Origin of the sequence: Streptosporangium sp. NPDC004379, from assembly GCF_042873875.1 — a bacterium.
Taxonomy (GTDB): Bacteria; Actinomycetota; Actinomycetes; order Streptosporangiales; family Streptosporangiaceae; genus Streptosporangium.
The window spans coordinates 12,156-38,121 of sequence record NZ_JBIAMC010000009.1 but is presented as its reverse complement, the minus strand read 5'-3'; the positions used below and the strand labels follow the sequence as shown (position 1 = coordinate 38,121).

Annotated in this window: 21 protein-coding genes; 15 read left to right on the top strand and 6 right to left on the bottom strand. The window is 73.3% G+C overall.

Annotation, left to right across the window (positions count from 1 at the left end; translation table 11 throughout):
- Positions 1-18 precede the first annotated feature (18 nt).
- Positions 19-1,437, bottom strand: coding sequence for an MFS transporter (locus tag ACFYSC_RS20330; protein ID WP_389963662.1), 1,419 nt, complete (start codon positions 1,435-1,437; stop codon positions 19-21).
- Positions 1,438-1,676: 239 nt separating this feature from the next.
- Here ACFYSC_RS20330 and ACFYSC_RS20325 point away from each other — a divergent pair, with 239 nt between their 5' ends.
- From ACFYSC_RS20325 to ACFYSC_RS20275, 11 genes are all read left to right on the top strand, one after another.
- Positions 1,677-2,795: an MBL fold metallo-hydrolase gene (locus tag ACFYSC_RS20325; RefSeq protein WP_389963659.1), complete on the top strand. Its 1,119-nt coding sequence runs from the start codon at positions 1,677-1,679 to the stop codon at positions 2,793-2,795.
- A 346-nt stretch (positions 2,796-3,141) separates the two neighbouring features.
- Entirely contained in the window at positions 3,142-4,902 is a 1,761-nt protein-coding gene (locus ACFYSC_RS20320) for a glycosyltransferase family 2 protein (protein WP_389963656.1), read from the top strand.
- Positions 4,899-7,085: a galactose oxidase-like domain-containing protein gene (locus ACFYSC_RS20315; RefSeq protein ID WP_389963653.1), complete on the top strand. Its 2,187-nt coding sequence runs from the start codon at positions 4,899-4,901 to the stop codon at positions 7,083-7,085. Before ACFYSC_RS20320 ends, ACFYSC_RS20315 begins: the two co-directional genes overlap by 4 nt.
- A gap of 2 nt (positions 7,086-7,087) precedes the next feature.
- Entirely contained in the window at positions 7,088-8,131 is a 1,044-nt protein-coding gene (locus ACFYSC_RS20310) for a glycoside hydrolase family 6 protein (protein ID WP_389963650.1), read from the top strand.
- A gap of 290 nt (positions 8,132-8,421) precedes the next feature.
- Positions 8,422-10,383 (top strand): Xaa-Pro dipeptidyl-peptidase, encoded by a 1,962-nt coding sequence (locus tag ACFYSC_RS20305; protein ID WP_389963648.1) that lies wholly within the window; start codon positions 8,422-8,424, stop codon positions 10,381-10,383.
- 89 nt (positions 10,384-10,472) lie between these two features.
- A complete protein-coding gene (locus ACFYSC_RS20300; protein WP_389963645.1) occupies positions 10,473-11,147 on the top strand; it encodes a DUF4129 domain-containing protein in 675 nt (224 codons plus the stop codon).
- A 115-nt stretch (positions 11,148-11,262) separates the two neighbouring features.
- Entirely contained in the window at positions 11,263-11,661 is a 399-nt protein-coding gene (locus ACFYSC_RS20295) for a hypothetical protein (RefSeq protein ID WP_389963642.1), read from the top strand.
- On the top strand, positions 11,662-12,639 hold the full coding sequence (locus ACFYSC_RS20290) for an AAA family ATPase (protein WP_389963639.1): 978 nt from the start codon (positions 11,662-11,664) through the stop codon (positions 12,637-12,639). It abuts the gene before it with no gap.
- Positions 12,639-14,066 carry a DUF58 domain-containing protein gene (locus tag ACFYSC_RS20285; RefSeq protein WP_389964451.1) on the top strand — a complete coding sequence of 476 codons (1,428 nt, stop codon included), beginning with the start codon at positions 12,639-12,641 and terminating at the stop codon, positions 14,064-14,066. The genes ACFYSC_RS20290 and ACFYSC_RS20285 overlap by 1 nt, the downstream gene beginning before the upstream one ends.
- Positions 14,063-14,665 carry a hypothetical protein gene (locus ACFYSC_RS20280; protein ID WP_389963636.1) on the top strand — a complete coding sequence of 201 codons (603 nt, stop codon included), beginning with the start codon at positions 14,063-14,065 and terminating at the stop codon, positions 14,663-14,665. Before ACFYSC_RS20285 ends, ACFYSC_RS20280 begins: the two co-directional genes overlap by 4 nt.
- Positions 14,666-14,829: 164 nt before the next feature.
- Positions 14,830-15,000, top strand: a complete 171-nt coding sequence (locus ACFYSC_RS20275) for a hypothetical protein (RefSeq protein ID WP_179817711.1) — start codon at positions 14,830-14,832, stop codon at positions 14,998-15,000.
- Positions 15,001-15,066: 66 nt separating this feature from the next.
- Here the strand turns inward: ACFYSC_RS20275 and ACFYSC_RS20270 are convergent, their stop codons facing one another.
- A complete protein-coding gene (locus tag ACFYSC_RS20270; RefSeq protein WP_389963633.1) occupies positions 15,067-17,682 on the bottom strand; it encodes a glycoside hydrolase family 3 N-terminal domain-containing protein in 2,616 nt (871 codons plus the stop codon).
- 403 nt (positions 17,683-18,085) lie between these two features.
- Complete coding sequence (locus tag ACFYSC_RS20265) at positions 18,086-18,505, bottom strand: DUF2795 domain-containing protein (RefSeq protein ID WP_389963631.1); 420 nt, start codon at positions 18,503-18,505, stop codon at positions 18,086-18,088.
- 261 nt (positions 18,506-18,766) lie between these two features.
- On the opposite strand from ACFYSC_RS20265, the gene ACFYSC_RS20260 reads away from it, so the two are divergent.
- From ACFYSC_RS20260 to ACFYSC_RS20250, 3 genes are all read left to right on the top strand, one after another.
- A complete protein-coding gene (locus ACFYSC_RS20260; protein ID WP_389963628.1) occupies positions 18,767-20,140 on the top strand; it encodes an NADP-dependent succinic semialdehyde dehydrogenase in 1,374 nt (457 codons plus the stop codon).
- Positions 20,141-20,696: 556 nt separating this feature from the next.
- Complete coding sequence (locus ACFYSC_RS20255) at positions 20,697-20,855, top strand: hypothetical protein (protein ID WP_362946606.1); 159 nt, start codon at positions 20,697-20,699, stop codon at positions 20,853-20,855.
- A gap of 3 nt (positions 20,856-20,858) precedes the next feature.
- Positions 20,859-22,295, top strand: a complete 1,437-nt coding sequence (locus tag ACFYSC_RS20250) for a wax ester/triacylglycerol synthase family O-acyltransferase (protein WP_389963624.1) — start codon at positions 20,859-20,861, stop codon at positions 22,293-22,295.
- Here ACFYSC_RS20250 and ACFYSC_RS20245 read toward each other — a convergent pair.
- From ACFYSC_RS20245 to ACFYSC_RS20235, 3 genes are all read right to left on the bottom strand, one after another.
- Positions 22,182-22,709, bottom strand: coding sequence for an ATP-binding protein (locus tag ACFYSC_RS20245; protein WP_362946611.1), 528 nt, complete (start codon positions 22,707-22,709; stop codon positions 22,182-22,184). The two genes, ACFYSC_RS20250 and ACFYSC_RS20245, sit on opposite strands and share 114 nt — an antisense overlap.
- Before the next feature lie 113 nt (positions 22,710-22,822).
- A complete protein-coding gene (locus ACFYSC_RS20240) occupies positions 22,823-23,368 on the bottom strand; it encodes a type 1 glutamine amidotransferase domain-containing protein (protein ID WP_389963621.1) in 546 nt (181 codons plus the stop codon).
- A gap of 204 nt (positions 23,369-23,572) precedes the next feature.
- Positions 23,573-24,124, bottom strand: a complete 552-nt coding sequence (locus ACFYSC_RS20235) for a TetR/AcrR family transcriptional regulator (RefSeq protein ID WP_389963619.1) — start codon at positions 24,122-24,124, stop codon at positions 23,573-23,575.
- Positions 24,125-24,238: 114 nt separating this feature from the next.
- On the opposite strand from ACFYSC_RS20235, the gene ACFYSC_RS20230 reads away from it, so the two are divergent.
- Entirely contained in the window at positions 24,239-25,822 is a 1,584-nt protein-coding gene (locus ACFYSC_RS20230; protein WP_389963616.1) for an MDR family MFS transporter, read from the top strand.
- The last annotated feature ends 144 nt before the right edge of the window (positions 25,823-25,966 follow it).

The following is a 25,966-nucleotide window of genomic DNA, read 5'->3' as shown; positions in this document are numbered from 1 at the left end:
GGACCGCCGCCGGGTGTCTCACCCGGTCGTCTCGCGGGCGGCCGCGGAACCGGTCACCGCGGCCGCGGAGGCGGCCGTCGCGGGCGTGGAGGCCAGCCGTCGCAGGCAGACGCGCCGCTGTACGGCCGACAGCCCCGCGACCGCCGCGCCGAGGGCGAGCCAGCCCGCCGGTCCGGCGGCCATCACCGCGCCGGTCAGCAGCAGCGGTCCGGCGGACTTCTGCACGCCCTGGGACATGGCGGACACACCCAGGTAGGCGGCCCGCGCCTCCTGGGGCGCGAGGGAGACCGCCAGTTCCCAGGAGCTCGCGGAACGCATCAGCTCCGCCGCGGTGAGCAGCACCGCCGCGGCGAGCATGGCGATCGAGGCCGTCCAGGCCCCTCCCGCGGTGGCGGTCGCCAGGAGCGCGCAGCACGCGAGCACCGCCAGCCCGTACAGGCCCACCGCGGTCGTGGCCCGGCGCGGGTCCTCGATCCTCGCCGACACGTGGATCTGCAGGACGACGATGAGCACGGTGTTGACCGCCAGGAAGGCGGGGACGAGGACGTGCGGCGCCGCGGTGTGGCCGATCAGCCACACCGGGAGCCCGACGTTGAGGATCGAGTCGTCGAGGTACATCGGCACGTCGAGCAGCGCGAACAGCAGGTATCCGCGGTCCCGCCACGGGCTCGGCGCGGCCGGCCGGGCCGTCGTGACGGCGTCGCCCGACCGGCCCGCCATGGCCGTGACGGCGTCGCCTGACCGGTCCGCCGGAGCCGTCCCGTCCGGCCGCGCCGCGGCGTGCTCCGGGCCGTGCCCGGGGCCGCGCGGCTCCCGGGTGCGCCACACCAGTGCCGCGGCGACGAGGAACGACAGCGCGTCGCCCAGGATCAGGGCGTGGTAGGCGTCGCGGGTGCCCACGGCGAGACCGATCGCGGCGATGCCCGAGCCGAGCGCGTAACCGGCGTTCGCCGCGCTGCGCGACAGGGCCCGATAGGTGGAGCGCCGCTCGCCGGCCACCCGTGTGGCGTAGAGCATCTCCAGCGGCTTGGCCGCCCGGTCGGCCATGTAGGTGACGGTGACCACGGGCAGCAGTACCTCGAAGCGGGTGAACGCGACCGTCAGGCAGAGGGCCGCGATGCGCAGGAGGTGGCAGCCGATCAGCAGCGAGCGCGCCGGGAGGCGGCCGGCCAGGCGGCCCGCCAGCGGTGAGCCGGCGATGCCCAGCACCCCGGCCGTGCCCAGCAGCAGTCCCAGCCTGCGGGCGTCCAGCCCGACCACGAAGGTGAAGTACAGGATCGAGGACGCGCCCCACACTCCCGACCCGGTCCGGTCCAGGAAGTAGGCGAGCAGCATGATCCGGGCGTCGCGGCCGCCCGGCGGGTTGCGCATCTGCGCGATCAGGCCGGTTCCGTTCCGCCGGTTCTCCCGGGCCCCAGCCCCCGTGCCCCGCCGCATTCCCGGCCTCCATGTCGTCGCAAAGGTCTCTCGACGTCAAGAGACCTGCGAGATCTTGCACGACATTAAACTTGATGTCAAGATACTTGATGTCAACATAGCCAGGTGGGCGGGGAGCGGACCCCGCTGCCGGCCCCCGTCGAGGACCCGACTGCCGACCCCGCTGCCGATCCCGTACGGCGAGGCGGAAAAATGACCCCGGAAAGACGGTTCAGGCGCGTTCCAGGAAGTGGTGACCGATGGCGGGAAGAGGATCGGCCGGAAGGCTCGTCGCGGGCGGACTGGCGCTGGCCGCGCTCGGGTGGGCGGTCAGGGAGGTGCCGGCCGAACTGGGCGGGCGGGCCGGGGGAGAGCGGCTGGAGCGGATGCGGCGCTCGCCGCGGTTCCGCGACGGCGCCTTCCACAATCCCGTGCCGAGCACGACCACCCCGCCGCCGAGCAGTTTCCCGGAGATGCTCAGGGACATGGTCGCCGGCGGTGACGGGCGGCGGCCGAGCGCCCCGGTGCCCCTGGTGGCGTCGCCGGCCGTACCGCCGTCGGAGAACGGCCTGAGCGCGGTCTGGTACGGTCACGCCACCACGCTGGTGGAGATCGAGGGGCGGCGGGTCCTGTTCGACCCCGTGTGGAGCGAGCGGGTGTCGCCGTCCCGGCTGGTGGGCCCGCGACGGCTGCACCCGGTGCCGTCCCCGCTGGAGAGCCTGCCGCCGGTCGACGCGATCGTGATCTCCCACGACCACTACGACCATCTGGACCGGGCGACGGTCCGCGCGCTCACCGCCACGCACACCGCGCCGTTCCTGGTCCCGCTCGGCATCGGCGCCCACCTGGAGCGCTGGGGCGTCCCCGCGTCGCGGATCGTCGAGCTCGACTGGGAGGAGGAGGCGAGCGTCGCGGGGCTGCGGTTCGTCTCCACCGCCGCCCGGCACTTCTCCGGGCGCACGCTCACCCGCAACGACACCCTGTGGGGGTCGTGGGCGGTCATCGGCGAGAACCGCCGGGTCTTCTACGCCGGGGACTCCGGCTACTTCGACGGCTACGCGAAGATCGGCGCGGCGCACGGCCCCTTCGATCTGACGCTCATGCCGATCGGCGCCTACAGCCCCGCCTGGCCCGACATCCACATGACGCCCGAGGAGGCGGTCGCCGCCCACTTGGACCTGGGCGGACGGCTGTTCCTGCCCGTCCACTGGGCCACGTTCAACCTGGCGTTCCACGCGTGGGCCGAACCGGTCGACCGCCTCTGGCGGGAGAGCAAGGCCCGCGGCGTCGGCATCGCCGTCCCGCGTCCGGGGGACCGGATCGACGTGGACGACGTGCCGCTGGTGGAGAGCTGGTGGGAGATGTTCGGCCCCCGCTGACCGGCCGGCCCTCGCTGACCGGCCGGCCTTCGCAGGCCGTACGGTTCCGCCGGCCGTACGGTGTCCGGGGCCGGTGCGGCTCCGGCCGGGTGTCCGGTCCCTCCGCGGGCCGCTCGGCCCCCGGCCGTACGGTCCGCGGAGGCCGGAAGCCGGTCCGTAAATATTTAGACCAAGGCGGAAAAATCACCCTCTGAGGGGAAGCGAGCGGGATCCGGGTCGCCGATCGCAATATGATGGCCCCTGTTCACCGATCTTCGATCCGGCCTGACGGCGCCGTGCGCGCGGCCGACGCGAACCAAGCCCGGGGGAGGCGCTTCGTTGTGCCCGCGATGAGGCGGCCGGACCGATGAGGATGACCGGATCGATGCGGAAGGCCGGGCGCAGGACGGCCGGGACGATCCGCCCGGTCGAACCCACGAAGATCATCCTCTACGACTACGAGCGGTTCAGCGGGCTGGCCGGACCGGTGACCGAGCCCGAGCCGGGCCTGCCGTACCGGGTGGCCTACCGGTCGATGCTGGCCGCGGAGCCGCACCGGGTGCGGGCCGTGCTGCTGATGGCGGCCGCGATCGTCGTGGAGTTCACGATGATGACGTGGCTGCTGCTGCCGTCCCACTGGACGGTCCGGCTCGACCCCTACGGCATGCTCCCGTGGTACGTGCCGGCCGCCGACAGGGCCATGCTGGTCATGATCGCGCTGATCGAGATCTTCCGCCTGGTCAGCGTGGTCTCCAACGTGCACGCCATGCTGGCGGCCAGGGACCCGGTCCCGGTCCCGCCCGAGCCGGGCACCCGGGTGGCCTTCATCACCACCTGCGTGCCCGGCAAGGAACCGCTGGAGATGGTCCGGGAGACCCTGTCCGCCGCCCTGCGGGTCCGCCACGACGGCGTCCTGCACGTGTGGCTGCTGGACGAGGGCGACGACCCCGAGATCCGCGAGATGTGCGAGTGGATGGGCGTCCGCCACTTCAGCCGCAGGGGCGTGCCCCACTGGAACCAGCCCAAGGGCGCGTTCCGGGCGAAGACCAAGCACGGCAACTACAACAGCTGGCTGGACGCGCACGGCGACGACTACGACTTCTTCGTCTCGGTCGACACCGACCACGTACCGCTGCCGGAATTCTGCGAGCGCATGCTCGGCTACTTCCGCGACCCCCGGGTGGCCTTCGTCGTCGGACCGCAGGTCTACGGCAACTACACCTCGGCGGTCACCAAGGCCGCCGAGAGCCAGCAGTTCCTGTTCCACTCCCTCATCCAGCGGGCCGGCAACCGGTACGGCGCGCCGATGTTCGTCGGCACCAACAACGCCGTGCGGATCAGGGCGATCAGGCAGATCGGCGGGCTGTACGACTCGATCACCGAGGACATGGCCACCGGCATCGAGTTCCACCGCTCCCGCGACCCCGAGACGGGCGAGCGCTGGATGTCGGTCTACACCCCCGACGTGCTCGCGGTGGGGGAGGGGCCGTCGTCGTGGACCGACTTCTTCAGCCAGCAGCTGCGCTGGAGCCGGGGCACCTACGAGACGCTGCTCACCCAGTTCTGGAAGGCGGCCTTCCGGCTGTCGCCGGGACGGCTGTTCAACTACACGCTGATGGTGACGTTCTACCCGATGTCCGCGCTCAACTGGCTGCTGGCCGGGCTCAGCGCGACGCTGTTCATGGCCGTCGGCGGCTCGGGCGTGACCGTGCCGATGGACGTGTGGCTGATGCTGTACGGCGACGCCGCCCTGCTGCAGGTCATGCTCTACACCTGGAACCGGCGGCACAACGTCAGCCCGCACGAGCCCGAGGGCTCCTCCGGGGTGGCCGGGATGGTGATGTCGGCGCTGTCGGCCCCCATCTACGTGGCGTCGCTGATCGGGGCCGCGCTGCGCCGGCCGAGCAGGTTCGTGGTCACCCCCAAGGGGGACTCCGCCAGCCCCGACCGGCTCGCCACCTTCCGCATCCACCTGTGGTGGGCGCTGATCTTCGGCGCCGGGCTGCTGCTCGCCGCCCTCTGGACCGGTCACGTGCACCTGGTCATGACCCTCTGGGCGATCCTCGCCCTCGTGATCTGCCTGGGGCCCGTGGCCACCTGGGCCTGGAACAGCCGGGATGCCCGTTGAGCCGCCTGCGCAAGAACCTCATCGCCGCCGCCGTGGTGACCGCGGTGCTGGGGGTGAACGTCCCCGCCATGGCCGGGTTCGCCTCCCGGCGGTGGCACGACTACAAGATCAACACCGACGACTACAAGGCGCGCAACGGCCACTGGGACCTGCTGAGCATCCCCGACGAGTACAAGGTCAACGCCATCCACGCGGCGCTGCTGCACACCGGCAAGGTGCTCATCGTCGCCGGGTCGGGCAACAACGCCGCCAACTTCGACAAGGGCACCTTCAAGACCGTCCTCTGGGACCCGTCCCGGCCCGGGAAGCCTGGGGAGTTCAAGCTGGTGCCGACACCGGTGGACCTCTTCTGCTCGGGGCACGTGTTCCTGCCGAACGGCAACCTCCTCATCGGCGGCGGCACCCTCCGCTTCGAGGTGCTCAAGAGCAAGGTGAAGCGGGCCGGCGGACCTCTGGTGATCAAGAACGAGAACCCCGACGCCAAGCCCCGCGTGCTGCGCGCCGGCGCGCTGGTCGCCGCACCCGGCGGACGGCTCTACCGCACCACCGCGGCCGTCACGGTGCCGCCCGCCACGAAGACCGAGACCGGCGCGCCCGGCCGGGTCCGGGTCAGGCCCAGCGAGACCAAGGTATTCGCCGAGGCCGCCGTCGAGGGCGCGCCCGGCCTGCTGGACACCGGCGGCCGGATGGTCAAGTACGAGATCCAGGGGCTGACCCGCCGCGAGCGGCGCGACCTGTACGCCATGGGCGGCGCCATGACCATGGACAAGCAGGACTACCAGGGCGTCAGGGACGCCTTCGAGTTCGACCCGGTCGCCGAGCGCTACATCCGGGTCCCGGACATGGCCGAGGGCCGCTGGTACCCCACCATGACCGCCCTGCCCGACGGGAAGGTCATGACGGTCTCCGGCCTGGACACCGTCGGGCAGATCACCCGGGACAACGAGATCTACGATCCCGCCACGAAGACCTGGTCGCCCGGTCCCAAGCGGTTCTTCCCCACCTACCCGGCGCTGTTCCTGCTGGACGACGGCACCCTCTTCTTCTCCGGCATGAACGCCGGGTACGGTCCCGGACAGCTCGCGCTGCGCCCCCCGGGCATCTGGGACTACCGCCGTGACACCGACCGCCTGGTCCGGACGCCCGGCGCGCCCGGCGGCAAGGCGCCCGACGAGACGGAGGCGTTCACCCCCGTCCCCGGGCTGCCCGAGCCGGAGCTCAACGAGACCGGCGCCTCGGTGCTGCTGCCCCCGGCGCAGGACCAGCGGATCATGGTGATGGGCGGCGGCCCGGTCGGCGAGCGCCAGCCCGGCCAGAAGAACGCCACCGACCGGACGGCCATCATCGACTTCAAGGACCCCGGCCCCCACTACGAGCGCGGGCCGGCCCTCTCCCACCCCGTCCGCTACCCGTCGGCGGTCCTGCTGCCCGACGACACCGTCTTCTCCTCCCACGGGTCGGGCAACTACCGCGGCCGGGGCGGCAGCGACGTGCTGCGGGCGGAGGTGTACCGGCCCGCCACCAACACCTTCCACGAGGCCGCGGCCCCCTCGGTCGGCCGCAACTACCACTCCGAGGGACTGTTGCTGCCGGACGGCCGGGTGCTCAGCATGGGCTCCGACCCCCTCTTCGGCGACAGGGCGGGCACGATGCCCGGCACCTTCGAGCAAAGGGTCGAGGTCTACAGCCCGGCCTACCTGTTCAACGGCGAGAAGCGGCCGGAGTTCACCGACGGCCGCCGGGAGCTGACGATGGGCGGCCGGGGCGGGTTCAGGACGCCCGACGCCGCACGCATCACACGGGTCCGTCTGATGCGGCCCAGCGCGGTCACCCACGTCACCGACGTCGAGCAGCGCTCCATCGAACTGGACTTCACCCGCGTGCCCAGCGGCGTCGTGGTCACGGTCCCGTCGAACCCCGCGCTGGTGCCGCCCGGCTGGTACATGCTGTTCGGGATCACGGCCAAGGGCACCCCGTCCCACGGCCGGTGGGTCCACATCCAGCCGGCCCCGGCCGGCCGCTCCCGCCGTACGGGCCAGGCGAACCGCCCTGATCAGGCGAACCGTACGGGTGAGACGGGCCGGACAGGGCAGACGGACCCGGCCGGTCAGGCGGGCCCGGCCGACCAGGGCGCCCGGACGGCCCGGACCGGTCCGGAAGATCAGGCAGCCCAGGGAGGATGAGGATGAACAGGTACGGCCGCGCCACCGCGGTGCTGGCGTTCGCGCTCGCGGCGGCGGCCTGCTCCGGGGATCCCGCGCCCCCCTCGCCCTCCGCGGCCCCGCCCGCCGCCTCCGCCGGAACGGAGCCCCCGGCCGCCTCCCCGGGGGCCTCGACCGGAGCGAAGAGCGGGGCGACGCGTTTCTACGTCGACGCCGACGGCGCTGCGGCCAGAGAACTGCGCCGGGTCACCGAGCAGGGCCGTACCGGGGAGGCGGCGCTGCTGAAGAGGATCGCCGAGCGGCCGGCCGCGATCTGGATCGGCGACCGGGACCCTCACGACCGGGTGCGCGACATCACCACGGCGGCGCAGCGGGCGGGGCGGGTTCCGGTCCTGGTCGCTTACCACATCCCCGACCGCGACTGCGGGCAGTTCTCCGCCGGAGGCGCCGCCGACGCCGGCGAGTACCGCGCCTGGATCGCCCGGTTCGCCGAGGGCATCGGCGACCGGCCGGCCTGGGTCGTCGTCGAGCCCGACGCCCTGGCGCACATCCTGGACGACTGCACCCGGGGCGGCCGGGCCGCCGAACGGCTCGGCCTGCTCCGCGAGGCCGTCCAGACGCTGAAGCGGCGGCCCGCCACCCGGGTCTACCTCGACGCGGGCAATGCCGGGTGGATCGCCGACCCCGCCGCCTGGATCGGGCCGATGCGCGAGGCCGGGGTGGAGGAGGCCGACGGCTTCGCCTTCAACGTCAGCAACTTCTTCACCACCGAGGAGAGCAGCGAGGTCGCCCGCCGCCTGTCCGACGGCCTCGGCGGGGCGCACTTCGTGATCGACACCTCGCGCAACGGCAACGGCCCGCTCCGCGAGGGCGGCGACTCCTGGTGCAACCCGAAGGGCCGGGCGCTCGGCGCGGAGCCGACCACCCGGACCGGGGACGAGCGGCTGGACGCCCTGCTGTGGGTCAAGCGGCCGGGGGAGTCCGACGGCGAGTGCGGCCGGGGCGAGCCGAGGGCGGGCGACTGGTTCCACGGCTACGCCCTGGACCTGGCGCGCAACACCCGCTGACGCCCGCCGGGGCCCGCTCTCCGGGCGTTTCCCCCGCGCTTCCGCACCGTCCCCGGTCTCTGCGGGTCCGGAGCCGCGGCGTCCCGCTTCCGTGCCGTCCCGGGCCTCTGCGGTCGAGTCTGCGGCGGTCCGGGTCCGCGGAGACCCCGGTTCGGGTCGCGGCCGGTTCTCGCCGTGCCCGGTCCGCGCCGGACCGTGATTTGTTATATCCCCGATCTTGCGCATATGGATACCTCTGAAGGAGATTGACCGGAGTCATGTGATTCCACACCCCCCGGGAGTCTCCCTCCATGCACAGATGGAAGACCGTCCTGATCGCCCTGGCGGTGGCCGTACCCTCCGGCGCGCTGCCCGCGGCGGCCGCGCGATCCGCGGCCGCGCCGATCCAGAACAACGAGACCCAGCCGGTGTACTCGCGCGCCGACGCCGTGACCCAGACCGTGTTCGTCGAGGTCGCCGGCACGGACAGCGACGCGGACGGCCGGCCCGACCGGGTCGCCGTCGACATCATGCGGCCCAGGGAGACCGAGTCCGGGCTGAAGGTCCCGATCATCATGGAGGCCAGCCCCTACTACGCCGGCGGCAACGACGTGCCCAACCACGTCGTCGACCTCGACGGCTCCGACCCGGCGGGCATGGACTACCGGCGCAACAAGTTCGACGAGCTGCGCGACGAGATGTTCGGCCTCGACGAGGAGCGGGGCGTCGCCCGCGCCGACCAGCCGCCCTTCCCCGGCTACTACGACAACTACTTCGTCCCCCGCGGCTACGCCGTCGCGCTGGTGGAGAACCTCGGCTCGGGCCGCGCGACCGGCTGCCCGACGACCGGCCTGGCCAACGAGACCGCCGGCCCCAAGGCCGCCATCGACTGGCTCAACGGCCGCGCCCGCGGCTTCGACGCCGCCGGAGCCGAGGTCAGGGCCGACTGGTCGACCGGGAACGTCGGCATGATCGGCGTCTCCTACAACGGAACCCTGCCCAACGCCGTGGCCGCCACCGGCGTCCAGGGCCTCAAGACGATCGTGCCGATCGCCGGGATCTCGTCCTGGTACGACTACTACCGCTCCGGCGGCGGCGTGGTCGCCCCCGGCGGCTTCCAGGGCGAGGACGCCGACGTGCTCGCCCGCTACGTCCTCACCCGGGAGAACGGCCAGGAGGCGTGCGGCCGGCTGATGGACGCGATCGAACGCGACCAGGACCGCGTCACCGGCGACTACACGGCCTTCTGGGCCGCCCGCGACTACCTCCGCGACGTGAACAGGGTCCGCGCCAGCGTCTTCCTCGTCCACGGCCTCAACGACTGGAACGTCAAGACCTCCCAGGGGGTCCAGTGGTGGGACGCCCTGGCCAAGCGGGGCGTGCCGCGCAAGATCTGGCTGCACCAGGGCGCGCACTTCAACCCCTTCTCCTTCGCCGACCGCAACGCCGAGTGGCTGCGCCAGCTGCATCGCTGGTTCGACTTCAACCTGTACGGCCTGCGCAACGGCATCATGGACGAGCCGCAGGCCGACGTGGAGTCCGGCCCCGGCCAGTGGGGGCGGTACGCCTCCTGGCCGCTGCCCGGCACCCGCGACGTGACGCTGCGCCTGTCCGCCGGGAAGGCCGGGCAGGACGGAGGCAACGGGGCCCTGGGCGCCGAAGGGCGGCGCGGCCACGCGATCGAGTCGTTCACCGACCAGAACGTCCGCACCGCCGAGCAGCTCGCCGCGGACGTCACCGCCACCGATCCCAACCGCCTGGCCTACCTGTCGCCCGCCCTGGGCAAGGACGTCCGGATCTCCGGCACCCCGGCGGTGTCGGTCAGGGCCGCCTACGCCAAGGGGCGCTCGCCGTACCTGACGGCGCTGCTCGTGGACTACGGCACCGACACCCGCGCCTACGGCCGCGTCGCCTACGACGCGACCCCGGTCTGCTACGGCCAGGGCGTGCCCGGCGACACCGGCTGCGCCCGCCTGGCCCGGCACGTCCCGGAGACCGCCCCCTACAAGATCATCACCAGGGGATGGCTCGACGTCCGCAACCGCCACTCGGCCGCGCGGACCGAGCCGCTGCGCGAGGGCCGCTTCTACGACTTCGACCTGAACCTCCAGCCCAACGACTACATCGTCAAGGCCGGGCACCGGATCGGCGTCGTGCTCATCTCCACCGACCACGACTTCACCCTCCGCCTGCCCGCCGGGACGACCGTCTCGGTCGACCCCGGCGCGAGCTCGGTGAAGCTGCCCCTGGTCGGCGGCCGCTCCGCGCTGTGACCCGTCCGCGCACGACGGACACCGGTCCCGCAGGGACCGCCGCCCGGGAGACCGTTCCCGGGCGGCGGCTCCCACGGCTCCCACGGCTTATGGGGGCGCGGCGGTCCGGGCGGCCGTGGTGGCCGGGCCGGGCGTCCTTCACCCTGGTTGCGCTGGGCCTGTTCGCCGCCGGGGTCGCGGCGAACGCGGTCCGGCCCGTCGCCGCGTTCCATCTGCGGTCCTTCGCGCCCCACCCGGCCGCCGAGAGCGCCGATCCGGATCCCGGCGGCGCCGAGCCGCAGTTCATCGTGGAGGGCACGCTGAACGGGATCCCGTTCTGGACGCTGGTGGTGCTCGGCGCCGCGTTCGCCGCCGTCCTGCTGGTCTCCTTCCTCCGGGCGCTCAACCGCCTGGAGTACGGCTCGCCGAAGGCCGCCCAGGACCGGGAGGAGCCGCCGGCCGCCACCGGCGGCGAGATCCGGGCCGCGCTCCGGGCCGGCCTGGCCGACCTGGACGCGGGCGGCGACCCGCGCCGCGCGGTGATCGCCTGCTGGCTGCGTCTGGAGCACGCCGCCGCCGGCGCGGGCACCCCCCGCATGGCCGCCGACACCCCCGCCGAACTGGTCGCGCGGCTGCTGGCCGGGCACCGGGTCGGCGGGCCGGCGCTGGACCGCCTCGCCGCGGCCTACCGCCGGGCCCGCTACGCCCCGCACGAGGTGACCGTCTCGCTGCGCGCCGAGGCGCGGGCGGCGCTGGCCGAGGTGGACGCGGAGCTGGCGTCGTGACGGCCCCGCCGCGACACCCCGGCCGTCACCGGGGCGGGCACGGAGCCGGTGCCGTGACGGCTCCGCGGTGGCGCCCCGGCGTGCCGGGCGCCGCGCCGGACGCGGAGCCGCCGACGTGACGGCCCTGCTGTGGCATCTCGGCGTGCTGGCCGCCGCCGTCGCGTCGATCGCCCTGATCGTCCGCCGGATCCCGGCGCCGCCCCCCGAACCGCCCCCGCCGCCCCCGGCGGCCGGTGGCGTCGAGGTGTCCGACCGGGCGTTCGCCGAGGCCCGCTGGTGGGAGCACCGGCTCGCCTCCACCCGGGACGACCCGCAGCGGTTCCGCACGCTGGTCCAGCCGCGCCTGGCCGAGATCGCCGCCGAACGGCTCCGCCGCCGCCACGGCCCGGCGGGCCCCGGCCGCGCCGCGGAGATCCTCGGCCCCGACCTGTACGAACTGATCACCGCCCCCGTGACGGCGGTCCCGACCCGCGCCGAGCTGGCCCGCCTGCTCACGCGCATCGAGGAGATCTGAATGGAGCTCGCCGACGTCGGCGCGCGCGCCCGTGAGGTGCTCGACAGGGTCGGCACCGTCGTGGTCGGCAAACGCGACGCCCTGGAGCTGGTGCTCGCCGGGATCCTGGCGGGCGGCCACGTGCTGATCGAGGACTTCCCCGGCCTGGCCAAGACCCTCACCGCCCGTTGCTTCGCCCAGACCCTGGGCCTCGGGTTCACCCGCCTGCAGTTCACCCCCGACCTGCTGCCCGCCGACGTGACCGGGTCGTTCCTGTACAACCAGCGCGAGGGCGACTTCGTCTTCCGCCCAGGCCCGGTCTTCACCCAGCTGCTGCTGGCCGACGAGATCAACCGCACCCCGCCCAAGACCCAGGCGGCGCTGCTGGAGGCCATGCAGGAGCGGCAGGTCAGCGTCGAGGGCGTCACCCACCCGCTGCGGGCGCCGTTCCACGTCCTGGCCACCGCCAACCCGATCGAGTACGAGGGCACCTATCCGCTGCCGGAGGCCCAGCTCGACCGGTTCCTGCTGCGGGTGTCCTTCGGCTACCCCTCCCCGGAGGAGGAGTGGACGATGCTGGGGCGGCGGATGACCCGCCGCACGGAGGAGACCGTACTGGAGCCCGTCGTGGACGCCGGGACGCTCGGCGAGATGCAGCGGGCGCTGGAGGACGTCGCCGTGGAGGACTCGGTGGGCCGGTACATGGTCGCGCTGGTCGCCGCGACCCGCGAACACCCCCAGATCCAGGTCGGCGCGTCCCCGCGCGGCTCGCTCGCCCTGCTGCTGACCGCCCGCGCCCGCGCGGTGCTCGACGGCCGCGACTACGTGGTCCCCGAGGACGTCAAGCGCGTCGCCCCGGCCGCGCTGTCCCACCGGATCGGGCTGCGCCCGGAGACCTGGCTGCGCCGCGTCGACCCGGTCTCGGTCATCGAGGAGATCTGCGCCCGCGTCCCGGTCCCGCTGTCGGAGCAGCTGCCCGCCTACACCGGCGGCACGTGATGCGGCTACGCCGCCGCACCCCCGAACCGGCCCCCGAACCGGCCCCCGGCCCGGTCTCCGTACCCGCTCCCGGCCCGATGTCCGGGTCGCCCCCGGGATCGGCCGACGTGCGGGCCGGCGCCGTACGGGACGACGCCCGCCGGACCCCCGAACCGGCTCCCGGCTGGGCGCCCACCGCCGCGCTGCGCCGCGCCGCCGTGTTCGGCTGCGGCCTGTGCCTGCTCGCGGTCGGGCTCGGCCGCCCGGACCTGCTGGCCATGGCCGTTCCGTTCGCCCTGGGCACCGTCTGGACGCTGCGCGCCCGCCCCGCTCACCCGCCGCGCGCCAGCCTGCGCCTGGCCGGCACCGACGTCACCGGAGGCGTCGCCGACGCGGTCGAGGGCGACGCCGTCGAGGCCGCGGTCGTCGTGGAGGCCGAAGAGGCGACGCTGTGCGTGGTCGGCGCCGCCGCCTCCCCCGCGCTGGGCCTGACGGCGGGCCACCACGTCGCGGCGCCGCCCGCCGCGGTGGAGCTCACCGGTACGGCGCACCGCTGGGGCGTCCACCCCCTGGGGCCGGTGCGGGTCCGCGTGATCGCCCGCGACGGCCTGCTGGCGTTCCCCGCACTGACCCTGTCCGCGCCCGGAGTGCGGGTCCTGCCGCTGGCCGGGCCGTTCACCTCGCGCGCCTCCGTGCCCCGCCCCGGCGGGATGTCGGGCGTGCACCGCTCCCACCGCTTCGGCGAGGGCGGGGAACTGGCCGGGGTGCGCCCCTACGGGCCCGGCGACCGGCCGCGCCGCATCGACTGGCGGACGACCTTGCGGACCGGCGAGCCGTACGTCGGCGCCACCCGGCCGGAGCGCGACGCCGAGATCGTGCTGCTGCTGGACGTCCTGCACGAGGCGGGCGGCGAGGACGGCGTGCCGAGCGTGCTGGACACCGCGGTCCGGGCCGCCGCCGCGATCGCCGAGCACCACGTACGGCAGGGCGACCGGGTCTGGCTGATGGAGTTCGGCCCCCGGATGCGGCGGCTGCGCCCCGGCACCGGACGGCGCCACCACCTGGCCCAGCTCGCCTGGCTGGCCGAGACCAGGCCCATGCCCGAGGGGCGGGAGGCGTCCGATGACCGGCCGCCGGTGGCCGGGCTGCCGCCGAACGCCCTGGTCGTCATGCTGACCCCGCTCCTGGACTCCCGCAGCGCCGCCGCCCTGGCCGCGCTGGCCCGCGCCCGCCGTCCCCTGGTCGCGGTGGACACCCTGCCGCCCGGGCTGCGGCGCCGGGTCACCGGCGAATGGTCGGACGTCGCCGAACGGCTCTGGCGCCTGGAACGCGAGAACACCGTCGGCCGGCTGCGCGAGGCCGGGGTCCCGGTCGAGGCCTGGCGCGGCGCGGGCAGCCTGGACGCGGTCCTGCGGGACGTCGCCCGGATCGCGGCGGCGCGGCGATGAGCGCCCCGCGCCCCGCCGGGCGTCCCGAGTCCGGGCGGGCGGAACCGCGCTCCGGAGGCCCGGACCGCGGGGCGGCGGGCGCGCCGCCCCGGTCGGCGACGGCCGCGCTGCCCTCCCTGGTCTGGCGGTTCCTGATCTGGGCCTGCGGGACGGCGGCGCTGCTCACGGCGATGCCGCCGGACTACCGTGCCGGGGCCGTGATGCCGCTGTTCGCCGCCCTGCTGGGCCTGCTGGCCGCCGCCGAGCCGGAGGGGGTGTGGGTGCTCGCGCTGGAGGCCACGACGGCGGGGACCTGGCTGGTGACCACCCTCGCCTACGGTGAGGACCCGTCACCGTTCACGGCGTCGGCCATCGGGTCGCTGCTGTACGTCCACCACGCCATGGCCGCCCTGGCGGCCCACGTGCCGGTGCGCGCCCGGCTCCCGGTGCCGCTGCTGGTCGCCTGGGCCGGCCGTACCGGGGGAGTGCTGGCCGCCTCGGCCGCCGTCTGCGCGGCCCTCGCCGCGCTGGTGGCCCTGCCCGGCGGGCCGCCCCCGGCGGTGGCCGTCGTGCTCGGCGCCGCCGGGGCCCTCGCCGTCGCCTTCGCCCTCACCCGGTAGACGTCCCGGGCCCGCGGCACCACGCCGCCGGACGGCCGTCCGTCCCCACCCGGTGAGGTGCCGGGCCCGATCACGGATCACGAGGTGAGGGAAAACCCTGGCTCGCCCCTGACATCGTCCTCCGGACCCGCCACGGGCCGGTGTCCCGGCGTAGCGTGGTGGCCATGGGACGAATCCTCCTGATCGTGGCGGCCGTGGTGCTCGCCTTCTTCCTGCTCGGCTCGATCCTGGGCTTCCTCGTCGGACTGGTCAAATGGGCGCTGATCATCGGCCTGGTGGCCGTGGTGGTCACGTTCGTGACCAGGCTGCTGCGCTCCTCCGGGGCGCGCCGCTGACCATGCGTTCCCGTCCGGCGGGCCCCGTCGCGGGGCCCGCCGGACGGACGGAGGCCGCCGGATGAGCTAGGTGAGGTCGCCGCAGGCCACGGCGTCGGCGTCCTCGGCCGCGTGCGGCACCCACCGGACGTTCGCGAACGACGCGGAGAACGCGCCCTCGGTGTAGACGAGGAACGGCGTGTTGACCTTCTCCAGGTCGAGGCCGGCGTCCGCGAAGCACGAGATCGGGATCTTCACCGTCGCCTTGCTCCCGGCGGGGAGCCCGCGGAACAGCGATGTCGCGACCACCTCCGACAGGCACGGGTAGCCGCAGTGGACACTGATCACCGTCCGCGCGGCCGGGGCCTGGTGGACCACGGTGTCGAAGACCAGTGCCCCGCCGGAGTTGAGATAGCCCCGCAGGTCCGTGCCGCCCGCCGGGTCCTGCATGTACACCTGGGCCGGACCGCCGCCGTTCCAGGTGACCTTGAGGGCGTCCTGCTGCACGTTGACGTCGGAGCGCGTCACGGCGATGACCGAGTGCGCCGCCTCGCCGTCCTCGCCGATCTCGGTGCCGCCCCAGTTGTCGCCGGAGCCGATGAAGCTCCGGTACGGCGCGACGTCCGCGCGGTTGAAGACCTCCAGGTCCTCGGTCGCCTGGCCGCCGCCCCCGTTCGTGCCGCAGCCGGACGGCGGCACGGTCTCGTCGAGCGTCCCGATCGTCCGGGACCGCCCGTCGCGCAGGCCGTACCCGAGCGGGAAGAGCGGGTCGTAGTCCTTGTCGCCGGCGTTGAGCGGCGTCTGGCAGGCGCTCTTCGGCCAGGAGTACGGCAGCGTGCCGGTGTAGCCGGCGCCGTGCCCGCGGCCCCGCACGAGCAGGTCCGCCACGCCGCCGCCCTCGGTGCCCGGCAGCCAGGCCGCGACGAAGGCGTCGGAGCGGTTCAGCTCCTTGTTCATCCACAGGGGGCGCCCGCCCACGTACACGGTGGCCACGGGCGCGCCCCTGCCGCGGACCCGGTCGAGGACGGCCAGGTCGCCGGGGTACAGCCTGGCCGCCTCCAGTGAGCGCCGCCCGAGGTCGCCGACGCCCTCGGCGTACGGCGTCTCGCCGATCACCGCGACGACCGCGTCGTACGCCGACGGGTCGGTGTCCTCACCGGTCTCGCTGAAGGTGACGTTCGCCGCGCCCAGCGCCTCGCGCAGGCCGCCGAGGATCGTGGTGCCGCCGGGGAAGTCGGCGTTGACGTTGCCGGTGCCCTGCCAGGTGAGGCTCCAGCCGCCGGTCTGGTTCGGCAGGCTGTCGGCGCTCTTGCCGACCACGAGCACCTTCGAGCGGGCCGGGAGGGGCAGCAGCCCGCCGTTGTTCTTGAGCAGGACCTGCGACTCGCGGACCGCCCGGCGGGCCAGCTCGCGCGCCTCCAGCGCGGCGGCCGACCCGGCGTGGGCCCGCCGCGACGGCTTGGGCGCGTCGAGCACGCCGGCGCGCAGCTTCACCCGCAGGATGCGGGTGACCGCGTCGTCGATCCGTGCCATCGGGATCTCGCCGCTCTCGACCTGCCCGACCGTCGTGGCGATGAACGCCTTCCAGTCGTTGGGCACCATCACCACGTCGAGGCCCGCGTTGATCGCCCGCGGGCAGCTGGAGTTGGTGCAGCCCGCGACCTGGCCGATGCCGTTCCAGTCGGAGACGACGACGCCGTCGAAGCCCATCTTCGCCTTGAGGACGTCGGTGAGGAGGCGCTTGCTGCCGTGCACCTTGCCCTCGTCGATGCCGAGGTCGGCGTTGGCCCAGCTGTTGAAGGACGCCATCACGGTCTGGGCGCCGGCCGCGAGCGCACCGTAGTAGCCCTGCCCGTGAATGTTGATCATTTCGGCCTCGGACGAGGGGTTGACCCCCTGGTCGGTGCCGTTGAGGGTTCCGCCGTCGCCGATGAAGTGCTTGGCGGTCGCGATGACGCCGTCCGCGCCGATTCCGCGCGGGTGCCTGCCCTGCAGGCCCCGGACGGCCTCGTAGCCGTAGGCGCGGGTGATCCTGGGATCCTCGGAGAAGCCCTCGTAGGTGCGGCCCCACCGGTCGTCCCGGACGACGGCGAGCGTGGGCGCGAACGCCCAGTCCTGGCCGGTGGCCCGGATCTGCTCGGCCGTGGCGGCGCCGATGTCGCGGACCAGGCAGGGATCGTGCGCGGCGCCCAGGCCGATGTTGTGCGGGAAGACCGTCGCGCCGTAGACGTTGTTGTTGCCGTGGACGGCGTCGATGCCCCAGATGACCGGGATCTTCGTCCGGGTGGCGGTGGACGCCGCCCAGTAGGCGTCGGCCAGGTCGAGCCAGGCGCGCGGCGCGGCGTGCTTGTCGCGGCCCGGCCACGAGCCGCCGCCGTTGAGCACCGAGCCGATGGCGTACTCGCGGACCTCGGCGGGGGTGATCGCGCCGATCTCCGGCTGGGTCATCTGGCCGACCTTCTCGGCCAGGGTCATGCCGGCGACGATCTTGGCGATGCGTTTCTCGTCGGCCGGGTTCCGCTTGATCCGGCTCTCCACCCGGGGCCAGTCGGAGAGCGTTTCCAGCCGTTTCTCGGTGCGGGCGCAGCCGCGGGCGTCCAGGGCGGGCCGGCCGATCACCGGCCGGTCCCCGCCGTGCCCGGCCCGCGCGTCGGCCGCCGGGATCCCCGCCATCCCCGAGGCCAGCAGGGCGAGGGCGGCCATCAGTGCCGATGACCGTCTCCTGTGACGCGGCAGGAGGGGGGAGCGTCGGGCCATGGGGGAGTCCGTTCTCGAGACGCGGGGGCCGCCCGCCCCCTCACGGGGGCGTTGCGCCGATCGTGACGTCCGGTGGCGGCCGGGTCAAGAGGGATGGGAGAGCGCTCTCTCCGGTCTCCGCGTCCGGTCCGTGATCGGGAAGGCGTGATCCGGAAGGGCGGTACGGCGCGCGGGCGGCCCGCGTCTCCGGCGGCCGGCGTCTCCGAGGGTCCCGGCCTCCGGCGGTCCGGCCGCGCCGATGACCGGGACTCCGGGACCCCGGGACACGCGGACGGCCCGCACCCGGCCGGCCGTCTCGTCACGACCGGTGGGGTGCGGGCCGTCCACGGGGCGGGCGGCGGGCCGGCGTCTAGAAGCGGTGCTCCTCGCCGCCCAGACCGGCGGCCCTGGCCACCTCGCCGATGTTGTGGAACTTCTCCCCGGCGGGCAGGGCCCGCAGGGCGGCGGCCACCCCGCCGGGGGCCGCCTTGGCGTCGGCGTGCGCCAGCAGCGCGTCGCGGTCGGCCGGCCATTCGGCGTCGGTCAGCCACCGGGCCATGTCGCTGCGCTGGTCCACGCCCTCGGCGCTGATCCCCTCGGCGGCGCCCGGCTCGTGCCCCGGCGGATACCTCCTGGGCGTGGCGTCGTCGTCGGCGGCCCGGATGCCCTCCGGGTCGGCCCACTCCTCGGCGTGGGTGGGGCCGCCACCGCGGATCGCGCCCTCGCTCTCGTGCTTCTGGTACTCGTCCATCTGCGGACCGTGCTTGGCGCTGCCACGTTCGGCGCTCATCTGCATCCTCCAGTGTGAAGATCCACGAGACGTCCGTCTCGGTCAGGGAAAACGCGGCGCGATGCCGCGGGTCGTCCGGAACGGGGATGTCACGAAAGGGGCCGTACCCGTTACGGAGCTCCCAAACATCGCCGGACCCCGGCCCTGCCGTCCTGTTTCCCGCGGTCCTGAGCGGATAGGTCTTCCCTGTCCAGTTCCCCGCCCAGCAGCGCCGACTGCCCGACGTCGCCCGGGGCGGCGGCGGCCGAAAAGGAGGTACCGATGCCGATCGCGACGATCAACCCGACCACGGGCGAGACTTTGAAGACCTTCGACCCGCTCGGCGACGAGGAGGTGGACGAACGCCTCGCGCTCGCCGCCGCCGAGTTCGCCACCTACCGGACGACCGGTTTCAAGCAGCGGGCCGAGTGGATGCGCGCCGCCGCCGACCTCCTCGAATCGGAGCAGGAGGACGTGGCCCGGCTCATGACCACCGAGATGGGCAAGACGCTCGTCGCCGCCCGCGCCGAGGTGGCCAAGTGCGCCAAGGGGATGCGCTACTACGCCGAGCACGCCGAGGAGTTCCTGGCGGACGAGCCGGCGGACGCCCCGGCCGTGGGGGCGCGGCGGGCGTACGCGCGCTACCAGCCGCTCGGGCCCGTCCTGGCGGTGATGCCCTGGAACTTCCCCCTGTGGCAGGCGGTCCGCTTCGCCGCGCCCGCGCTGATGGCGGGCAACGTGGGGCTGCTGAAGCACGCCTCGAACGTGCCGCAGACCGCGCTCTACCTCGGGGAGCTGTTCGCACGGGCGGGCTTCCCCCGGGGCTGCTTCCAGACCCTGCTGATCGGCTCCGACCAGGTCGAGCGGGTGCTGCGGGACCGGCGGGTGGTGGCGGCGACCCTGACCGGCTCCGAGCCGGCCGGCCGGTCGGTCGCCTCCGTCGCCGGCGGGGAGGTCAAGAAGACCGTCCTGGAGCTGGGCGGCTCCGACCCCTACGTCGTGATGCCCTCCGCCGACCTCGACGCCGCCGCCTCCACCGCGATCACCGCGCGGGTGCAGAACAACGGCCAGTCCTGCATCGCGGCCAAGCGGTTCATCGTGCACGCCGACGTCTACGACGCCTTCGCCGAGCGCTTCACGGCGCGGATGGAGGCCCTGCGGGTCGGTGACCCGATGGAGGAGGGGACCGACGTGGGGCCGCTCGCCACCGAGCAGGGCCGCGACGACGTGGAGATGCTGGTGGCCGACGCGGTCGGGCGCGGGGCGCGGGTGCTGTGCGGGGGCTACATCCCCGACCGGCCGGGCTGGTTCTACCAGCCGACGGTCGTCGCCGGTGTCACCCCGGAGATGCGGATGTTCTCCGAGGAGGTGTTCGGCCCGGTGGCGGCGCTGTACCGGGTCGCCGACATCGACGAGGCGATCGCGCTCGCCAACGTGACCGACTTCGGTCTCGGCGCCAACGCCTGGACCGCCGACCCCGCCGAGCAGGAGCGCTTCGTCACCGACCTGGAGGCCGGGGCGGTCTTCGTCAACGGCATGGTCACCTCCTACCCGGAGCTGCCCTTCGGTGGCGTCAAGAACTCCGGGTACGGCCGGGAGCTGTCCGCGCACGGCATCCGCGAGTTCTGCAACCTCAAGGCCGTCTGGGTCGGCTGACCTCGGCGCCGCGCGCGAGGGGAGCGGCGCGGTCGGCCCGCCCACACCCGAGCGGGAGACCGGGCGGGGACGGAACGGGCGGCGCGGTCGGCCCGCCCGCGTCCGGGCAGGAGGCTCGGCGCCGCACGGCGGGGAGGGCGGACCGGCCCGCCAGGGGCGAGCCCCAGGGGGTCGAGCGGGCCGGTCCGGGTTCGCGGGGCGGCCGCGGCGGCGCGCCGCGGTCCGCCGGGAGGACGACCGTGTGAGGCGCTGCGGCGCTGCGGCGGCACCGGGGACCGCCATCCCTTAGTAGAGATTCTTCCTATATTTGCGACGCTTTTCAGGTATATCGATCAATAACATCAATTTTCCCGATTGTCGGGAGCCGGATGCGCCGGCCGTACCGGCCGCGCCGTGACCCCCGCAGACCCCCGCAGACCCCCGCAGAGCCCGGCAGACCCCGGCAGAGCCCGGCCGGGCCCGGCATGGAACCTCCGGGTGAGAACTCCCTCTCCCGCCCCGGCCCGCCCGCCGCGTCGCGGTGTGGCGCCGGGCGGATCGGGGCACGGTTCCGCGGGTGCTGCAGTTGATCAGCGACTTCGTCACCCTCATGGTCGTCTTCGCGCTCGTCTGGCTGGCGCTCCTGTTCGTCTCGGTGGTCCTGCTCGCCGGCCTCGCGGTGTTGGCCCTGGCGACCGTATGGGAGCAGGATGGTGACAGGGGACCAGGGAGGTAGGAGATGCGGCAGCTCAACCCGGTGGACGCGCAGTTCCTGAACTTCGAGACGCCGACGAACGTCGCGAACATCGCCGGGCTGGCCGTGCTGGCGGGCGAGCTGACCCGCGCCGACCTGATCTCCCTGCTCGCCCGGCGGCTCCACCTCGCCCCGCCGTTCCGGCGCAGGCTCGTCACGGTGCCGCTGGGCCTGGACCGCCCCTACTGGGCCGACGACACCCGGGTCGACCTCGACTACCACGTGCGTGAGATCGCGCTCCCCGCGCCGGGCGGCGACGAACAACTCGGTGACCAGGTCGCGCGGCTGCACGCCCGCCCCCTGGACCGCGGCCGCCCGCTGTGGGAGATGTACCTGATCCACGGCCTGGCGGGCGGCCGGACGGCCCTGTACATGAAGGTCCACCACGCCGCGATCGACGGCGTCACCGGTGCCGGCGTCCTCGCCGCGCTCCTGGACACCTCACCCGAGCCCGCCGAGGTCCCGGCGGCGCCCGAGGCGGGGCCCGACGGCGGTGTCGACGCCGCGGAGATGATCACCAGGGGAGTGGCGGGCGTCGTCCTCAACCCGGCGAACACCGTGCGGTTCCTCGTCAACGCGGTCCCGCACCTCGACGAGATCCCCGTACTGTCCCAGTTGCCGGGGGCCCGCCCGATCTCCCGTGTCACCCGCGATCTGGCCCGCCGCCTGACCGGGGAACCCGGCACCCCGGTCATGCCCCGCCTGATCGCGCCCCGCACGCCGTTCAGCGGGAGGATCACCGCGCACCGCAGGTTCGCCTTCACCGCCCTGTCCCTGGCGGACGTCAAGCAGGTCAAGAACGCCTTCGGCGTCACGGTGAACGACGTGGTGATGGCCGTCTGCGCCGGGGCGCTGCGGCAGTGGCTGATCAAACACGACGCGCTGCCCGACCAGCCGCTGGTGGCCGGCGTGCCGTTCTCACTGAAGGTCCCCGACGCCGGCGACGACGGCAACCAGGTCACCCTGATGATCACCACACTCGCCACGCAGGTCGCCGACCCGGTGGAGCGGCTGACGGCCGTGCACGACGCGATGTCCCTGATCAAGGACCGTGCGTCGCTCGCCCCGGCCCGCTGGATCCAGGAGGTCAGCGACATGATGCCCTCGGCGCTGACCGGCCTGGCGGCCCGCGCGGCCTTCAACCTGCTGGCCGGTACGGCGGGCCCGATCAACGTGCTGATCTCCAACGTCCCCGGCCCCCAGCTGCCGCTGTACGTGGACGGCGTCCGGCTGCTCGCCTATCACCCCGTGTCGGTGGTCACCGACGTGAGCGGCGGCCTGAACATCACCGTCTTCTCCTACGACGGCTCACTTGACGTGGGCGTGATCGCCTGCCGGGAGATGGTCCCCGACGTGTGGCTCGTCACCGACTACCTCCGGGACTCCCTCTCCGAGCTCAAGCTCCTCGCTGAGCAGGAGTGAGCGCCCGGGGGCGTCGTCCACGAAGTGGAGGATCTTCTCCAGGCGGACGATCGACCCCCGCTCCGGCCGGTTGACGAACCTGATGTCGTCGGCCAGCGCCTGCATGATGAGCAGCCCGCGACCGTGTTCGGAGGTGGCGGAGGGGGTGCGCGCCATGGAGGAGTCGAAGCCGTTCCCGGCGTCGATCACCTTGATGACGCACCTGTCGCGGATCAGCTCGGTGCTCACCATGTAGTCGTCGCTCGGCTCGGCGTGCTGGATGACGTTGGAGCACGCCTCCGAGAGCATGAGCTGTATGTCGTCCCGGATCTGCGGCTCCACCCCCAGGGCGCCGAGCGAGGCGTCCAGAAGCTGCCTGATCACCGGGACGCTCGCGGCGTCACGCGGCAGGCGCAGCGAGATCGTGGCCTCCACGGTTCCTCCTTCAACAGATGACTCTCCAGTGCACTGCCCTCACTCCGGTGCCTTAACCGGAAAGGGGCGGCGGGCCGTGTCCGGGGCCCGCCGCCCCTCGTCCCCGGCGACCGCTAACGGGAGAAGGCGTCCACCGCGGCCTGGCAGAAGGCCTTGAGGTCGTCGGGCTTGCGGCTGGTGACCAGGGTGTTGGGCCCCCCGGTGCACACGACGACCTCCTTGTCCTCCCAGGTGGCCCCCGCGTTGCGCAGGTCCGTCTGGAGGCTGGGCCAGGAGGTGACCGTACGGCCGCGCACCACGTCGGCCTCGATCATCGTCCAGGGCGCGTGGCAGATCGCCGCGACCGGCTTGCCCGACTCGAAGAACTCCTTGACGAAACGTACGGCCTCCGGAACCGTCCGCAGGAAGTCCGGGTTGGCGACGCCGCCCGGCAGCACCAGCCCGTCGAAGTCGGCGGCCCGTACGTCGCCGGCCGTCCCGTCGACCGGGAACGTGTCGGCCTTGTCGAGGTGGTTGAACGCCTGGACCTCGCCCGCCTTGGTGGAGATCAGCCTGGGCGTGCCGCCCGCCTGCTCGACCGCCTTCCACGGCTCGGTGAGCTCGACCTGCTCGATGCCCTCCGGGGCGACGAGGAACGCGATCGTCTTGTTGCTGAGCATGATGCCCCCCTTTGACGTGCTTTCTTGGGCTTCAAGGGGCCCATGCCCCGGGTGCGGGGATACATGCGAGCCGCCGCGGGGGCGACGGCTCACGTTCGAAGGCGCGGGCGGCGGGATCGGCTCCGCGCCCGGTCGAGGCTTCGAGCCCGGCCGAGGCTCCGGGTTCGGCGCGGGCCCGGTGCCGGACGCGACTCCGGCCCGGGGTCAGCGCCGGACGAGGTCGAGGGCGACGTCCAGCGCCGCCTCCCGGCGCTCGTCGTCGGAGAGCGCCTCGTCCCGCAGGACGAACCAGGCCGCGTGCAGGGCGAACAGCGCCATCGCGTGCTTCAGCCGGGCGGCGGGCGGGTCGTCCGGCTCGACGAGGAAGTCGAACAGGCTGAACATCCGCTCGTGCATCTGCTTCATCACCGGGTGGCCCTTGAGCGCGGTCTGGTTGCGCTCGAAGAACCGCATGATCTCCCGGTGGCCGCCCCGGTGCAGGTCCGCGGAGTAGCGGCGGACCAGCTCGCGGCGGCTCTCCTCGGTGCGCGGCTGCCTCCCGGCCCAGGCGATCAGCTCCTCCAGCGTGCGGATCCGATCCTCCACGAGACTGGTGATGATCTCTTCCTTGCTCTTGAAGTGGTAGTAGAGTGCCGCCTTGGTCACGCCGAGGGCCTCCGCGATCTCCCGGAGAGAGGTGGCCTCGTAGCCCTGCTCGGTGAAGAGCCGAAGAGCCGTCTCCTGGATGCGGGTGCGGGTGTCGGCGTGTTCGCTCATGGTTCCCTTTGCGGCGGAATTGACTTGACGGCCGGTAAGTGATCGTCCTACATTCCCATCATATCCGACACTAGCCGGACGGCAAGTAAGCAAGATCCTTAGGGGGCTGGAGAAATGACGGAGACCGCGGTCGTACCAGGACGGCGGCGCGAGGTCATGGTCGTCTTACCGGGGCTGATGCTCGCCATCATCCTCGCGATGCTCGACAACATGATCGTCGGTACGGCGATGCCCCGCATCGTGGGGGAGCTCGGGGGCCTGTCGCACCTGTCGTGGGTGGTCACCGCCTACGTCCTCGGCACGACCGTCTCGACCCCCATCTGGGGGAAGATCGGCGACCTGTACGGCAGGAAGAACATCTTCATCGCCTCCATCGTCATCTTCATGGTCGGGTCGGTGCTGTGCGGCATGGCCGGATCCGACCTCCTGGGCGGCCCCCAGGACGGCATGGCCCAGCTCATCGCCTTCCGCGCGCTCCAGGGCCTCGGCGGCGGCGGTCTCATGGTCAACGCCATGGCCATCATCGGCGACCTCGTCCCGCCGCGTGAGCGCGGCCAGTACCAGGGCATCATGGCCGGCGTCATGTCGCTGGCGATGATCGCCGGCCCGCTCGTCGGCGGCTTCATCACCGACCACCTCGACTGGCGCTGGGCCTTCTACGTCAACCTGCCCGTCGGGTTCGTCGCCCTGGCGCTGCTGGCGGTGACGCTGAAACTGCCCAAGCTCCGCACCGAGCACCGCATCGACTGGCTCGGCGCGGTCCTGCTGTCCATCGGCATCACCGCGCTGGTCCTCATCACCACCTGGGGCGGCAACGACTACGCCTGGACCTCACCGCAGATCATCGGCCTGGCCGTGACGGCCCTGGTGACGCTGGTGCTGTTCGTCCCGGTGGAGCGCCGCGCCGCCGAGCCGATCATGCCGCTCCAGTTGTTCCGCAACCGCAACTTCACGCTCATCTCGCTGGTCGGCTTCCTGCTCGGCTTCGCGATGTTCGGCGCCATCACCTTCCTGCCGCTGTTCCAGCAGACGGTCCAGGGTTCGACGGCCACCAACTCCGGCCTGCTCCTGCTGCCCATGATGGCCTCGTCCATGGTGATCTCGCTGTTCGTCGGCCAGGCCATCACCAAGACCGGCAAGTACAAGATCTACCCGGTCATCGGCGGCGTGATCATGGCGATCGCCATGTGGCTGCTGTCCCTGATGGACGCGAAGACCCCCACCTGGCAGACCGGTGTGTTCATCGCGGTGCTCGGCCTCGGCATGGGCTTCCTCATGCAGACCACCATGCTGATCGCCCAGAACAGCGTGGAGCAGAAGGACCTCGGCGTCTCCAGCAGCGCCGCGACCTTCTTCCGGTCCATCGGCGGCTCGTTCGGCGTCTCCATGTTCGGTGCCATCTTCAACCACCACCTGTCCGACAGCCTGACCCAGAAGTTCGGGACGGAGGGCGCCAAGCTCGCCGGAGGCGGCGGGCGGGCCGACGCCGCGACCCTGGCCCACCTCCCGGCCCAGGTGCGCCTCGGCTTCCTGGATTCACTGGCCTCCTCGATCGCCGGCGTCTTCTGGTGGGCGATCTTCTTCGCGGTCCTGGTGCCGGTGCTGGCCTTCTTCATCAAGGAGATCCCGCTGCGCGGCGCTCCCGGGCAGGACGGCCCGGCCGAGCAGGCCAAGACCCCGGCCCCCGTGCTGGAGTAGGGGCCGTCCGGTCCCGTCCCGGGGCTCCCGGGACGGGCGCCGGACCTCCGGACCCCCCGAGCCTCCGGCGCCCGCCTCGCTCCCGCCCTCCGTGGGGGCCGGGGGCGGGCGCCAAGTCACGGCCCAGCGGGAGGCAAGTCGGGC

Coding starts and splice junctions, on each gene's coding strand:
- ACFYSC_RS20330 (WP_389963662.1), bottom strand. CDS start 1,437: ATGCGGCGGGGCACGGGGGCTGGGGCCCGGGAGAACCGGCGGAACGGA.
- ACFYSC_RS20325 (WP_389963659.1), top strand. CDS start 1,677: ATGGCGGGAAGAGGATCGGCCGGAAGGCTCGTCGCGGGCGGACTGGCG.
- ACFYSC_RS20320 (WP_389963656.1), top strand. CDS start 3,142: ATGAGGATGACCGGATCGATGCGGAAGGCCGGGCGCAGGACGGCCGGG.
- ACFYSC_RS20310 (WP_389963650.1), top strand. CDS start 7,088: ATGAACAGGTACGGCCGCGCCACCGCGGTGCTGGCGTTCGCGCTCGCG.
- ACFYSC_RS20305 (WP_389963648.1), top strand. CDS start 8,422: ATGCACAGATGGAAGACCGTCCTGATCGCCCTGGCGGTGGCCGTACCC.
- ACFYSC_RS20300 (WP_389963645.1), top strand. CDS start 10,473: ATGGGGGCGCGGCGGTCCGGGCGGCCGTGGTGGCCGGGCCGGGCGTCC.
- ACFYSC_RS20290 (WP_389963639.1), top strand. CDS start 11,662: ATGGAGCTCGCCGACGTCGGCGCGCGCGCCCGTGAGGTGCTCGACAGG.
- ACFYSC_RS20285 (WP_389964451.1), top strand. CDS start 12,639: ATGCGGCTACGCCGCCGCACCCCCGAACCGGCCCCCGAACCGGCCCCC.
- ACFYSC_RS20280 (WP_389963636.1), top strand. CDS start 14,063: ATGAGCGCCCCGCGCCCCGCCGGGCGTCCCGAGTCCGGGCGGGCGGAA.
- ACFYSC_RS20275 (WP_179817711.1), top strand. CDS start 14,830: ATGGGACGAATCCTCCTGATCGTGGCGGCCGTGGTGCTCGCCTTCTTC.
- ACFYSC_RS20270 (WP_389963633.1), bottom strand. CDS start 17,682: ATGGCCGCCCTCGCCCTGCTGGCCTCGGGGATGGCGGGGATCCCGGCG.
- ACFYSC_RS20265 (WP_389963631.1), bottom strand. CDS start 18,505: ATGAGCGCCGAACGTGGCAGCGCCAAGCACGGTCCGCAGATGGACGAG.
- ACFYSC_RS20260 (WP_389963628.1), top strand. CDS start 18,767: ATGCCGATCGCGACGATCAACCCGACCACGGGCGAGACTTTGAAGACC.
- ACFYSC_RS20250 (WP_389963624.1), top strand. CDS start 20,859: ATGCGGCAGCTCAACCCGGTGGACGCGCAGTTCCTGAACTTCGAGACG.
- ACFYSC_RS20240 (WP_389963621.1), bottom strand. CDS start 23,368: ATGCTCAGCAACAAGACGATCGCGTTCCTCGTCGCCCCGGAGGGCATC.
- ACFYSC_RS20235 (WP_389963619.1), bottom strand. CDS start 24,124: ATGAGCGAACACGCCGACACCCGCACCCGCATCCAGGAGACGGCTCTT.
- ACFYSC_RS20230 (WP_389963616.1), top strand. CDS start 24,239: ATGACGGAGACCGCGGTCGTACCAGGACGGCGGCGCGAGGTCATGGTC.